This window comes from Dechloromonas denitrificans (assembly GCF_020510685.1).
Lineage (GTDB): Bacteria > Pseudomonadota > Gammaproteobacteria > Burkholderiales > Rhodocyclaceae > Azonexus > Azonexus denitrificans_A.
The window spans coordinates 1704934-1717388 of the sequence record NZ_CP075185.1; the positions used below are offsets into that span (position 1 = coordinate 1704934).

The following is a 12455-nucleotide window of genomic DNA, read 5'->3' on the forward strand; positions in this document are numbered from 1 at the left end:
TTCACCCGCCCGGCGGCGAAAGCTCGGCTGATTGCTGGTCGGCCAGTTTGAGCAGGGCGACGGCCTGCCGTTCGCAATCGCGTTGCGTCGTCTCGTCGAGCGCTTTCAGCCAGCGCCGGGGGATCGCTTCCCGGCCGTAGCGGGCGCCGGCCAGCATGCCGGCGATGGCGCCGGTGGTGTCGGCATCGCCGCCGCGATTGACGACGTCGACCAGGCAGGCCTCGAACGAAGTCGTTGAAAACAGCGCCTGAAAGACCGCCTGGATGGTGTCGACGACATAGCCGCTGGGGTTTTCGCAGCGTTTTTTGTGGTAGGCGAAAACGGGATGGCGGCGGACCAGCTCATCGGTCCGTTCATGCTGCACGGCAGCGGGGTCGCGGCCGGCAAGAAAATCCTGGACCATGAAGATCAGTGTTTCGCAGGCAGCATCGGACAACGCGTTGTGGTGCGTGACATGGGCCTGCGCCCGGCTGGCCAGGACGCTGTGTTCCGGCGGCTGACCGTAACAGGCCAGCGCGACGGGCAGAACGCGCATCGCTGCGCCGTTGCCGGCATCGTGTTCGGAGGGCGGCGCTTCCGGGTTGCCGGTCTTGCGGAAGGCGATCAGGTTGCGGCGTACGGTGTTGCCGATATCGACCGGCTTGGCGCGCATCCAGGCATTGAAGGCGTCGGCCGCGGCCCTGGCGTCAACTGCCCCGGTGGACAGGATCGATTCGCCGAGGGCCAGCGCCATCGTCGTGTCGTCGGTGACCCGCCCGGCCTTCAGGTGGAGCCAGCCGCCGCCGGTAATCTCGCGGTGCTCGCCATGCTGGTGGCGGATTTCGTTGGGCGTCAGGAATTCGACGGTGGCCCCCAGCGCGTCACCGATGGCGAGGCCGAGATAGGCTGCGATGCCACGCCCGAGATGCGGCGCTTCCCACGGCGGGGGCGAGGCCCGACGGCGGATCGGCGCGTTGCGGGCGATCAGTTCTCCGGACCAAAACATTTGCTGAAATCCGTACAGACGCCGCAGGACGGCGCGGGACAAACATAGATGCCTTCCCGCGAACAAACCTGGCGGTAAAGGAATTTCTTCCACTTCATGTCGTTGCTATTGGCGCGGGCCAGGCTGGGGAAGTTGATCCACATCAGCTTGCTCAACTCGTCGCGGTTGGCCAGCCCGAGATCCTGCCAGAGATGATCGCTGCCGGCGCAGGCGGTGGCGACGATGCTGGCGATCCACAGTTCGGAATCGTGCTGCCCGGCGCGTTCGGCGGTCAGCAGCTTGACCAGGTCTTCATGTTCGGGAATGCCGGCGAGGCAACGCTGGCGGGCGGCGATTGTTTCATTCGGGAAATAGCGGGCGGCCAGGTGGCCGAAGGCCTCGGCGCCGAGGCCGAGATGCGCCGGCAGGCAGCCGAAACCGGCAGCCTGTCCGGCGATCATGGCGGCGAAGATGATACGGTTCGGATCGCTGGCCAGCCCGTTTTTCGCCGGACTGGCGAGCAGCTCAAGCTGCAGCACTTGTCGATAAGGGATGCGATCCGGACCGTTCATCATGGCCTCCGTCGTGGCGTCATTTGCTCGGGTATTCGACCAGGATGTCTTCGTCGCGGACGACCATCTGGCAAGCCAGGCGCCATTGGGTCGGCGGGATGTCGTCAACGTACATCTGCTCGACTTCCGCCTTGGTGATGTGGCCGAGTTCGGTCAGCGCGGCGACTTCGCGGACATTGAGCGGGCCGCCCATCGGCCGGCGCTTGCCGTCGACCGAGGAGACCTTGACCAGACAGGTGCCGCAGTTGCCTTCCTGGCAGCCGAAGTCGATCGGGATGTGATGTTCCTTGGCCAGGTCGAGGATGGTCTGGGTGTGACTGCCGGCGACGGCATAGACCGTCTTGTCCTTGTGCAGCGGACTGCTGAAAGTGATGAGAGCCATTTGTTACGTTCTCCTGATGAGCGGGTTGATTTGGATTTCTCTATTGGGGTTGGGCGTGCTTTTAGTCTTATGCGGGCTTGACGACGATTTCGCCGCCGATGATCTGGGCCTGGCAGGCCAGCCGGTGGCCGCGCGGCGCCATGTTGTCCTTGAGCACCTGGTCTTCCAGGATGCTCGGCGCGGCGAGGTTTTCGCCGCCGGAGACGACCTTGGTCAGGCAGGTGCAGCATTCGCCTTCGCGACAGCCGTAGGTGATGCCGGCGCCGACTTTCTCGGAAACTTCGATGAGGCGGGTGCCGGCCGGCACGGTGACGGTGACGCCGATATCCTGAAAGGTGACTTTGGCTTTAGGCATTTTTTTCTCCCTGGGTTATGCGAGTGTGGCCATGTCGATCTCGCGGTGTTCGACCCGGCCGGTCAGGTGACGGGCCAGGTTTTCGCCGAGCGCGCGGCATTCGTCGAGTTCGCTGGCATCCGGCACCAGCTTGATGCGCAGGCCGTCGACCGGGACGCGCAGCTTCAGGCCGCGCAGGCGGTCTTCGATCAGCCGTACCGCTTCGCCGCTCCAGCCGTAGGAGCCGAAGGCGGCGCCGAGCTTGCCCTTGATGTTGACGGTGGTCAGCGAGGAGAGCAGGTCCCAGATCGGCTTGACCGCGTCGGCGTTGATCGTCGGGCTGCCGAAGGCTAGGCCGTCGGCCTCTTCGACCAGATCGGTGAAGATGTCGGCTTCGCCGCCTTCGAGGTCGTACAGCGAAACGCGCACGCCACCGACACTTTCCGCCCCGGTGGCGAGCGCTTCGGCCATCCGCCGGGTATTGCCGTAGGCCGAAAGGTAGAAGACGACCAGCGTCTTCTCGCTACGTGCTTCGTTGAATAGCCGGGGCGTCGCCAGTTCGCGGTAGCGATGTACATAATCGCGCGGCTGGTGGCGCAGGATCGGGCCGTGCGCCGGGGCAATCAACTTGATGGCTAGCGGCTCGATCAGCGCCACCGCGTCGAGCACGTACTCGCGGAAAGGCCGCATGATGTGGGCGTAGTAATACTCGAACGAGAAGCGGAAATCGCCGACCGTGTCATTGAACAGCCGGTTGTCGCAGAAGTGGCAGCCGAAGATGTCGCCGGTAAACAGCAGACCGTCCTCTTCGAGATAGGTGCATTGGGTATCAGGCCAATGCAGGTAGGGCGTGTGCAGGAAGCGCAGCGTCCGGCCGCCGAGATCGACGGTATCGTCGGTGGTCACCGGGATGTACTCGGGTGGTTTGCCGCCGGACGGCTTCAGCAGCGCCTTGAGCATCATCTGGGCCCGGCTCGACAGGTAAACGCGGGCTTGCGGGGCGCGTCGGAGCAACTCGGGCAGGGCGCCGCTGTGGTCCGGTTCGAGATGGTTGAGGACGATGGTGGTGATTTCGTCGTATGCCGCGACCGATTCCAGCCGGCGGAAGAAATCATCGGAAAAGTTCTCCTTCACCGTGTCGATCACCGCCACGCCATTCTTGCCGCGCACGACATACGAGTTGTAGCTCGTGCCGTTGGCGGTTTTCAGGATGATGTCGAAGCTCCGCAGATGCGGGTCGAGGGCGCCCACCCAGTGGACGCCCGGCGCGATTTCTACGGCGTGGTCAGTGATTGCCGCAGCGACCATGGCTGCTTTCCTCGGCCTCGTGATCATGGGCGTGGCTGCCACAACTGCCGTGGCCTTCCGGTCCATGCACGCAGGCTTCGATGTTGCCTTCCGGCAGCACGACGTTGTTTAGACCGATCCACGCGTCCACCGCGGCAATGTCGAAACCGACCAGCCGTTCCTCGCCGATTTCCATCAACGGGCGGCGAATGAGCAGCGGGTTTTCCAGCAGCAGGTGCAGGGCATGCTCGAAACTGACGTTCTCCGGCACGATTTCGCCGGACTTGATGGCCGGTGCCGCCGGGTTGAACCAGGCGCTGACCGGCAGCTTGCCCAGGAAAGCGAGCAGCCGGTCGGCCGTCCAGGCTTCGGCCTTGAGGCTTTTTGCCTGGACGGTGTGGCCAGCGGCGGCGAGCAGGGTCTTCTGGCGAAGATTGCCTTTGCAGCCGGGTTTTTCGTAGAAGGTGATGGTGGCCATGGGCTTACGGTTTTTCTGGAGAGTTGTTCTGGAGCACGGGGTTTGATTTGCGGTGGGTTCCGCGTTTGCGGCTTCGATTGACTTGGGGGTCCGCCTTGCTGGCGGGCGTACTTTCTTTTGTGTGGCCAAAAGAAAGTAGCCAAAGAAAAGGCCACCCCTGGGTCGGTGCCCGGCGTTGCCGGGTTCCCTGCGCTACTCGAAACGCCGGGCACCCCAAGAGTACTTCTTCGTGCTGCTTCGCATCACTCAGGGCGCGGCTGGCTAAACTCGCCTGCGGCTCAGACAACGCCAGCCGAAAGCCCCCGGCATTTCTGCGTTGCTCGGCACCTCTCAAGGGGCCCGGTAAATCCCCAATAATTTCAGCATTTGCTGGTTGAGCCGCGACGCCTTTCGGGTCCCCCTGAAAGGCGCTGAGCAACGCAGGTTGGCCGGGGGCAGTCGGCGAGGACTGTTTGAGGCCCGCAGGGCCGAGTTCCGCAGCCGCCCGGCTTGCCGAGTAGCGCAAGGGCCCCCCGAAGGGGGCGCCGACCCGGGGGGCGCCTTCTTCTTTGGCTACTTTCTTCTTGGCGAAGCAAGAAGAAAGTACACCCGCCATCAAGGCGGAACCCCAAGGCTGAGAAAAGGCAACCCCCGGTTCAGGCACGGAAAACAGCCTCACGCCGCCTCCCGCCACAACCCGAACTCCTTCAACTTCTCGATCGGAATTCCGGTCAGCGACCCCGGCGGGTTCAGGAACTCGCCCAGCTCATCGACGATGGCCATTTCGATCGGACAGATCGCGGCGCATTGTGGCACGCCGTGATCGCCCAGACACTCGGTGCATTTGCCGTCGTCGATCAGGAAGTGCGGCGTGTCCTGGTAGATCGCCTCGTTCGGGCAAACATCGACGCAGGCCCAGCAGTTCACACAGGATTGGGTTATTTGCAGGGCCATGATTACGCCGCCTTCTTGTCTGCGGCCGACGGGCTCAACTTGCCGGTCGCCGCGATTTCCTTGTACACCGCCATCACCGCTTCCTCGATCGGCTCCATCGCATGTTCGCCGTTCGGCGCGATGCCGGCGGCTTCCAGCTTGGCCCAGGGTTCGTAGCCGACCTTGGAGCAGAGCACCACTTCACAACCTTCGAGAATCCGGATGTTGCGGTCGAGCAGCGATTCCGTGGCGCCGGCATCGACCACATCGCCGTCGCCGCAGGAGTCCATGCCGCCGCAGTACAGTTCGGTCTTGCGGTGGCTGATGAAGCGCACGCCAGCCGGCGAAGCTTCGTAGATCAGGAATTCCTTGGCATGGCCGAAGTGTTCGGCGACGACGCCGTTCTTGCCGGCCACCGCCATCAGCACGGCGCGGGCATCGGCCGGGATGCCGAGTTCTTCGGCCTTCGGCTTGACGATGCCGCGCTTGGCGTCGAGCTTTTCGATGATCTCGTCGTGGACGACCTTGCGGCGGACCATGGCGGCTTCGTAATCGACCTCCATCACGTCGATCTTGTCCATGGTGAATTCGTCGCCCCGGTCTTCGCCGAGCAGGCCGACCGCATCGGCACGGCACTGGCGGCAATGGCGCATCATCGCCATGTCGCCGGCACAGGCGTCCTGCAGGTCCTGGAGCATTTCCGGTGTCGGTTCCGGCTGTTCCATGATGCCGTAGTAGGTGCCGTGTTCGGGCTCGGCGATCAGCGGCATGACGTTGTGCAGGAAAGCGCCCTTGGCCTTGACGATCTTCGAGACTTCCTTGAGATGCTCGTCGTTGACGCCGGGGATCAGCACCGAGTTGACCTTCACCAGGATGCCGCGCTCGGTCAGCATCTGCAGACCCTTCTGCTGCTGTTCGATCAGGATGCGCGCGCCTTCGACGCCGAAAATGCGCTTGTTCTCCCAGAAAATCCATGGGTAGATCTTGGCGCCGACTTCCGGATCGACACAATTGATGGTGATCGTCACGTGGTCGATGTTGTGCTGGGCGATCCGGTCGACATACATCGGCAGGTTGAGGCCGTTGGTCGACACGCAGAGTTTGATGTCCGGGGCGCGCGCCGAGAGCTCTTCGAAGGTCTCGAAGGTGCGGGCCGGGTTGGCCAGAGGGTCGCCAGGTCCGGCGATGCCGAGTACCGTCATCTGCGGGATTTCGGCGGCGACGGCAAGGACCTTGTTAATCGCCTGTTTCGGCGTCAGGACTTCGGAGACGACGCCCGGACGGGATTCGTTGGAGCAGTCGTACTTGCGGTTGCAGTAGTTGCACTGGATGTTGCAGGCCGGGGCGACGGCCACGTGCATGCGGGCGAAGTAATGGTGCGCTTCTTCCGAATAGCAGGGGTGGTCCTGCACCTTGGCGCGGATATGGTCGGGCAGGTGGCCCAGGGCATCCGGGGCCGTGCCGCAGCCGCTGGATGAACAGCCGCCGCCTTCCGATTCCGGCGGGGTGTTGCTGATGACTGGAAGTTCCACGATGAAGGCTCCTCGTTAGCTGTGCGCAGCCTTTTCAGCAATCGCTGTGCCAGAAACGATAAGTCTTTAAAATCAGGTGGATGCGGGTTCGTGCGCCGGTCCTTGTCGGGTCCGTTGTTGCAAACGCGACAGGGGCAGAATGAAGGCCGGCGGCTCAGTCGGCGGCGGCCAGGCAGGGCCTTATGTGGCAAGCCGGCGAAAGCAGATCGCTCGGCGTCTTCTCCGTCGACGGGGCAATCAAGCGCTGCCGGCCGGCAGCCAGAGGCGGGCCCGCAGGCCGCCGAGCGGCGAGTCGAGCAATTCCAGCCGGCCGCCGTAGAGGCGGGCCAGATCATCGACGATGGCCAGCCCGAGGCCCGAGCCGGGGACCTGTTCGTCGCCGCGCACGCCGCGCTGCAAGACCCGTTGCTGCTGATCGGCGGCGATGCCGGGGCCGTCGTCGTCGATGTCGATGCGCAGTTCGTTGCCGACCTGGCCGACACCGACCGCGACCTGTGCCCGCGCCCATTTGCAGGCATTGTCGAGCAAGTTGCCGAGCATTTCCTGGGCATCCTGCGCTTCGCCGCGGAACACCAGCTGCTCGGGACAGTTGGCCAGTTCGATCTGCAGGCCACGCTCGACGTGCAGCCGGTTCATCACCCGCAACAGGCTTTCGATGGCCGGCCGCAGCAGGCAGCTTTGTCCCGGCAGCTGGGCGGCCGCGGCAGCGCGGGCGCTGGCCAGGTGGTAATCGACCTGCTGCCGGGCCAGCGCGATCTGGGCGGCGACCACCTCGGCCAGCGGGCCGGGTTCGGCGTCGGCCGCGTTGGCCATCACCGCCAGCGGCGTCTTGATCGCATGGGCGAGGTTGCCGGCCTGGCTGCGGGCCCGCTCGACGAAGGCGAGGTTGCGGGCCAGCACGGTATTCAGTTCATCGACCAGTGGTTGCACTTCCGACGGGAAGTCGCCCGGCAAGGTCGCTTGCCGGCCGTCGCGCAGGTCGGCCAGTTGGTCGCGCAGGCGATTCAGCGGGCGCAGGCCGACCACCACCTGGACGATCGCGGCCATCGCCAGGCCGGCGGCAAGCAGGCCGAGCGCCAGCAGCAGCGGGCCGGTGAAGCGGGCGATCGGCTCGCTCAGCAGCTTGTCGTCGGCCGCGACGATCAGGCGGACCGCCTGTTCCGGCTGATCGTCCGGCCGCAGCACCTGTTCGATCATGCGCAGCTCGGTGCCGTTCGGGCCGCTCAGCCGGTGTTCGTGAATTTCGCCGTCGAGCGGGGTGTCGGGCGGCACGTGCAGCACGAAATCCCACAGCGAGCGCGAGCGGAGCAGGCCGAGGGGCGCGGTCTGGCCGCTGACCGGCAGCGGGTCGACCTGCCAGTAGAGACCGGAATAGGGGCGGGCCAGACGCGGGTCGCTAAGCGCCGCGTCGAGCCCCGGCCGGCCGGCTTCGTCGAAGCTCAGATGGGCGGCCAGCTGATTCAGGTGCATGCGCAGTTCGGCATGGAACTGGCGGGACAAATGATCGCGGAACAGCGTGCTCAGGCCCCAGCCGGCCACTCCAACGGTGACCACGATCCAGGCCAGCGTGCCGAGCAGCAGGCGCAGGCGCAGCGAACCCCGCCAGCCCTTCAAGATGTCGGCCCGTTCAGGCGGTAGCCGAGGCCGCGGACGGTTTCGATCAGATCGGCCGGCAGCTTCTTGCGCAGACGGCCGATGAAGACTTCGATGGTGTTCGAATCGCGGTCGCTGTCGAGGGCATACAGTTGATCGACCAGCTCGCTGCGCGACACGACCTGCCCGGGCCGGTGCATCAGGTAGGCCAGCAGCTTGAACTCGTGGCTGGTCAGGGTGACCGGCTGGCCGTCGAGATGCACGCGCGCGCTGCGCGTATCGAGGACCAGCGGGCCGCAGACGATTTCGTTGCTGCTCTTGCCATGGGCCCGGCGGATCAGGGCGCGCACCCGGGCGAGCAGTTCTTCCATGTGGAAAGGTTTGGTCAGGTAATCGTCGGCCCCGGCGTCAATGCCGGCGACCCGCTCGTGCCAGTCGCCGCGCGCCGTCAGAATCAGTACCGGCATATCGCGGCCGGCCGAACGCCAGCGCCTCAACACGCTGATGCCATCGAGTAGCGGCAGGCCGAGGTCGAGCACCACGGCGTCGAAATTTTCCTCGGCGCCCAGGAAGTGCCCATCCTGACCATCGACCGCCACATCGACGACATAGCCGGCTTCGGCCAGGGCGGTGCGCAACTGGCTGGCCAGCGTCAGTTCATCTTCGACGACCAGTATCCGCATCAGCGCAGCTCCCCGTGCGGCCGGCCTGGCTTGAATCCCCGGTCGCGAATTTCGAGCAGCGAGGCATCCCGCGCGTCGAGTTTAAGTTTTGCCATGCCGCCGCCTTTGCGAATCATCTTGATCTCGTAAATCCATTGTCCATCCTTGCGTTCCAGCTCGACCTCGAGAATCTGGCCGGGATAATCGCGTTCGACGCGCGCCATCACCGTGCTGAGCGGCAGTATCTCACCGGCTTCCAGCGCCTGGCGGGCGAGGTCGTGATCGCGGGGCGGGTCGGCCGCCAGCGGGCCGGCCAACAGCCCCAGAAGCAAGGCCACCGGGGCGAGCCGGGAAAATCGAGAGGGCATTGCCGGGGCCTTCCGTGCTTACTGGCGATTCATGCCCGAGCCACAACCGGGGCCCATGCCCTGACCGCCGCCCATGCATCCGCCCTGGCCTGGCCCCATACCGCCACCACCCGGACCCATGCCGCGACCGGCGCCCGGACCCCGTTGCGGCGGCTCGGCCGGCAGCGTCACCCCCTGCTCGGCAGCCCGCTTCTGCATTTTTTCGTGATGCTCGGCGCGAATCTGCTCGCGCTCCGCGGCGGTTTTTGCCGATTGCATGCGGGTGCGCTGTTCGACCCGCTCCTGCTGGGTCATCAGCTGACTGCCGAAGATCGGTTCGCTGGCATTGCTGGCGGCCAGCAGGCTGCCGCTACCGAGCATGAAGCCGGCGGCGACGAGCGAACGTAAAAGAATGCGGTTCGACATGATTCTCTCCTTCATGGTTGAAATGATGTCACGACATCGAGGGAGCCACCCCTTTTCCTGCCGCTCATTTGTAGCGTAGTCCAGATGAACGGAATGTGAACGGCCGGTTCAGTTTCCGTTCAGGCACGGCCGGGCATAGTGGCCACATCGACCACCCACAGAGGATTCCGTGATGAAAAAACTGCCTGTTGCCCGCTTCCTGTTCCTCGCCTTGCTGTTGCCGCTGAGCGCCGCGGCCGGCCCGCTCGAGGCTCAGCTGAGCGCCTATGCCAGGGCCGCCAAGGCGGCGAACCCGAGCTTTACCGGCTTTTCGGCGGCCCGCGGCAAGACGCTGCACACGCAGTCCTTTACCGGCGGCAAGGCCGATACGCCGTCCTGCACCAGTTGTCATGGCAAGGATCCGCAGGCCGCCGGCCAGACGCTGACCGGCAAGGCAATCAAGCCGGTGGCCCTGTCGGCGACGCCATCCCGCTATGCCGATCCGGCCAAGGTCGAGAAATGGTTCAAGCGCAATTGCAACGAAGTGCTCGGCCGCGAATGTACCCCGCAGGAAAAGGGCGACTGGCTGACCTACGTGCAGGCTCAGTAAGCCCGCTACCGACAAGGAGATTCCGATGAAATTCCCGACCCGCCAGCTGTTTCTGACCCTGACCGTCGTGGCTTTTTCCGTCTTGCTGCTCAACCGGGTGCAAGCCGGCGGCAGCCATTATTTTCCGCCGGTTGCCGACCCCGTGGTCAAGGAAGAGTGCGGCAGCTGCCACCTGGCCTTTGCCCCGTCGATGCTGCCGGCCAGTTCATGGCAACGGATGATGGCCAACCTGAAAGACCATTTCGGCGACGACGCGACGGTGGACGACGCCCTGAAGGCGAAGATCACCGACTACCTGGTCAAGAACGCCGCCGACACCGGCGGCCAGCGCTACGGCGACAAGCTGCTGCGCGGCGTCTCGCCGAGCAACGCACCGCTGCGCATTACCGAATTGCCGAAATGGCTGCGCGAACACCGCAAGGTGCCGGACTGGGAATGGCGCCACAAGGATGTGCGTACCCGTGCCAACTGCGTGGCCTGCCATGGCGAGGCCGAGCACGGTTACTACGAAGACTGAGTGCCGCCCGTTGTCGGCAAGACACCGGCCGCCGGCCATCATCAAACTCTGGAGGATTGCATCATGCGTAAATCAAAGATTGTCCTGTCTCTCGCCCTCGTCGCCGCGCTGACGGCCGGCGGCGTGGCGCTGGTTCCCTCGCTGGCCACTGAGCGCGGTGCAGCGAGCGGCGACGGTCCGGCGGCCTGGCTGTCGATCGGCCAGGTCGTCGGCAAGCTGGAAGCCGCCGGCTACCGCAATGTCGAGAAAATCGAGCGCGAGCATGGCGGTTATGAAGCCCGGGCAACCGACCGCAGCGGGGCGCGCGTCAAGCTCGACATCAATCCGCGTACCGGCGAAGTGATCGAGCAGCGCCAGGACGGCCGCCGGCACGCCAGAGGCGATGACGAAGCACGCGGCGGCAAGGATGGCGCGTCGGCCGACTGCAACAAGCGGCGTTGCCGCGATGATCTGCCGGTGCGTCCGGCCGGCACGCCGGCTGCCACCCGATGAGTCGGGTTAACCGTTTTATTCTGGATTGACTGTGATGAAAACGCTTCTTGCAGCACTGATTGCCGTCATTTCGCTGGCCTGGGCCAGCGAAGCCCTCGATGCCGTCAGCCCGGCCGGCACGCATCCGCTGTGGCTGGCCCGGCAGGAAGGGCTCTACCTGAGCGGCCTGCTATCGATCGGCTTGATGTCGCTGACCATGCTGCTGGCGACCCGCCCGGCCTGGCTGGAAACGCCGCTCGGCGGTATGGATCGGGTCTATCGCACGCACAAATGGGCCGGCATCCTGGCCGTTGTCTTTGCCGCCGTGCACTGGCTGATCGAGATGTCGGACGACATCCTGAAAGGGATGATCGGCCGCGAAGGCCGTTTGCCGAAGGAGAAATTCGCCGGCCTGCTCGACGTCATGCGCGACCTCGCCGAAGACATGGGCGAGTGGGCGATCTACGCCGTGCTCGCCATGCTGGCCATCACGCTGTGGAAAAAATTCCCCTATCGCCCCTGGCGTTTCCTGCATCGCGCCATGCCGGTGCTCTACCTGATGCTGGTCTTCCACGCCGCACTGCTCGCACCGCAGGCCTATTGGCTGCGCCCGACCGGCTGGCTGCTCGGCGCGCTGCTGCTGGCCGGCAGCTATGGCGCGCTGCGTTCGCTGTTCGGCACCATCGGCCAAGCCCGCCAGGCGCGCGGCCAAATCATCGCCGTCGAGCAACCGGTATCCGGCATCACCAGCGTCCGCTGCCAGCTTGGCGACGGCTGGCGCGGTCACCGGCCCGGCCAGTTCGCGCTGGTCACCTTCGAGGCGGGCGAGGGCGCCCATCCCTTCACCATCGCCAGTGCCGATCGCGGCGATGGCAGCATCACCTTCCAGATCAAGGCGCTCGGCGACTATACCGGGCGGCTGGCGACGGCGCTGCGCGTCGGGCAGCCGGTGCGGGTCGAAGGGCCGTACGGCCGTTTCGCGCTCGACCGCCTGAATCGCCAGGCCCAGCAGATCTGGATCGCCGGCGGCATCGGCGTAACGCCTTTCCTGGCCTGGCTGGAGGCGCTGCAGGGCGGGGTGCCGGATGCCGTTTCGGCCGACCTGCACTATTGCATCCGGCAGCGTGCCGACGATCCTTTCGTCGAACGTCTCGAAGCGCTCTGCGCCGGCTTGCCGGGCGTCAGGCTGCATGTCCATGCGGCCGATCAGGGCCAGCGGCTCGACGCTACCGGCCTGATGCAGGGCAAGGACCCGGCGCAGCGCAGCGAAGTCTGGTTCTGTGGCCCGGCCGGGCTGGCCGATGGCTTGAAGGCGGCGCTGCGTCGCTTGTGGTCGGGCCGCCTGGCCTTCCATCAAGAGGCTTTCGTGATGCGCTGACCGGCGCTTAT

16 protein-coding genes are annotated in these 12455 nt (G+C 65.1%); 4 read left to right on the forward strand and 12 right to left on the reverse strand.

All coding sequences use genetic code 11. The annotated features are described in order from the left end of the window. Position 1: 1 nt before the first annotated feature. The 12 genes from draG to KI611_RS08280 form a co-directional block, all read right to left on the reverse strand. The gene (draG, locus tag KI611_RS08225; RefSeq protein WP_226419337.1) at positions 2-985 is read right to left on the reverse strand and encodes an ADP-ribosyl-[dinitrogen reductase] hydrolase; all 984 of its coding nucleotides are present in this window, start codon (positions 983-985) and stop codon (positions 2-4) included. After that, positions 964-1536: a nitrogen fixation protein NifQ gene (locus KI611_RS08230; protein WP_226419338.1), complete on the reverse strand. Its 573-nt coding sequence runs from the start codon at positions 1534-1536 to the stop codon at positions 964-966. The genes draG and KI611_RS08230 overlap by 22 nt, the downstream gene beginning before the upstream one ends. Before the next feature lie 19 nt (positions 1537-1555). After that, a complete protein-coding gene (locus KI611_RS08235) occupies positions 1556-1918 on the reverse strand; it encodes a 2Fe-2S iron-sulfur cluster-binding protein (RefSeq protein ID WP_226419339.1) in 363 nt (120 codons plus the stop codon). Positions 1919-1985: 67 nt separating this feature from the next. Further along, a complete protein-coding gene (locus tag KI611_RS08240) occupies positions 1986-2273 on the reverse strand; it encodes a 2Fe-2S iron-sulfur cluster-binding protein (protein ID WP_226419340.1) in 288 nt (95 codons plus the stop codon). A gap of 15 nt (positions 2274-2288) precedes the next feature. Then, the gene (locus KI611_RS08245; RefSeq protein WP_226419341.1) at positions 2289-3560 is read right to left on the reverse strand and encodes an FprA family A-type flavoprotein; all 1272 of its coding nucleotides are present in this window, start codon (positions 3558-3560) and stop codon (positions 2289-2291) included. Next, positions 3538-4017: an ArsC/Spx/MgsR family protein gene (locus KI611_RS08250; protein ID WP_226419342.1), complete on the reverse strand. Its 480-nt coding sequence runs from the start codon at positions 4015-4017 to the stop codon at positions 3538-3540. Before KI611_RS08250 ends, KI611_RS08245 begins: the two co-directional genes overlap by 23 nt. Before the next feature lie 654 nt (positions 4018-4671). Continuing rightward, positions 4672-4950 (reverse strand): 4Fe-4S binding protein, encoded by a 279-nt coding sequence (locus KI611_RS08255; protein WP_226419343.1) that lies wholly within the window; start codon positions 4948-4950, stop codon positions 4672-4674. A gap of 2 nt (positions 4951-4952) precedes the next feature. Beyond that, positions 4953-6461, reverse strand: a complete 1509-nt coding sequence (gene nifB / locus KI611_RS08260; RefSeq protein ID WP_226419344.1) for a nitrogenase cofactor biosynthesis protein NifB — start codon at positions 6459-6461, stop codon at positions 4953-4955. A 237-nt stretch (positions 6462-6698) separates the two neighbouring features. Next, positions 6699-8075 (reverse strand): sensor histidine kinase, encoded by a 1377-nt coding sequence (locus KI611_RS08265; RefSeq protein ID WP_226419345.1) that lies wholly within the window; start codon positions 8073-8075, stop codon positions 6699-6701. Further along, positions 8072-8737 carry a response regulator transcription factor gene (locus tag KI611_RS08270; RefSeq protein WP_226419346.1) on the reverse strand — a complete coding sequence of 222 codons (666 nt, stop codon included), beginning with the start codon at positions 8735-8737 and terminating at the stop codon, positions 8072-8074. Before KI611_RS08270 ends, KI611_RS08265 begins: the two co-directional genes overlap by 4 nt. Further along, complete coding sequence (locus KI611_RS08275) at positions 8737-9084, reverse strand: PepSY domain-containing protein (RefSeq protein WP_226419347.1); 348 nt, start codon at positions 9082-9084, stop codon at positions 8737-8739. Before KI611_RS08275 ends, KI611_RS08270 begins: the two co-directional genes overlap by 1 nt. Before the next feature lie 18 nt (positions 9085-9102). Beyond that, positions 9103-9489: a hypothetical protein gene (locus KI611_RS08280; protein WP_226419348.1), complete on the reverse strand. Its 387-nt coding sequence runs from the start codon at positions 9487-9489 to the stop codon at positions 9103-9105. A gap of 172 nt (positions 9490-9661) precedes the next feature. On the opposite strand from KI611_RS08280, the gene KI611_RS08285 reads away from it, so the two are divergent. From KI611_RS08285 to KI611_RS08300, 4 genes are all read left to right on the forward strand, one after another. Next, positions 9662-10078, forward strand: a complete 417-nt coding sequence (locus KI611_RS08285; RefSeq protein WP_226419349.1) for a DUF1924 domain-containing protein — start codon at positions 9662-9664, stop codon at positions 10076-10078. A 25-nt stretch (positions 10079-10103) separates the two neighbouring features. Next, complete coding sequence (locus KI611_RS08290) at positions 10104-10595, forward strand: diheme cytochrome c (RefSeq protein ID WP_226419350.1); 492 nt, start codon at positions 10104-10106, stop codon at positions 10593-10595. A gap of 63 nt (positions 10596-10658) precedes the next feature. After that, positions 10659-11087: a PepSY domain-containing protein gene (locus KI611_RS08295; protein WP_226419351.1), complete on the forward strand. Its 429-nt coding sequence runs from the start codon at positions 10659-10661 to the stop codon at positions 11085-11087. A gap of 34 nt (positions 11088-11121) precedes the next feature. Then, positions 11122-12444 carry a ferric reductase-like transmembrane domain-containing protein gene (locus KI611_RS08300; protein ID WP_226419352.1) on the forward strand — a complete coding sequence of 441 codons (1323 nt, stop codon included), beginning with the start codon at positions 11122-11124 and terminating at the stop codon, positions 12442-12444. Positions 12445-12455: the final 11 nt, after the last annotated feature.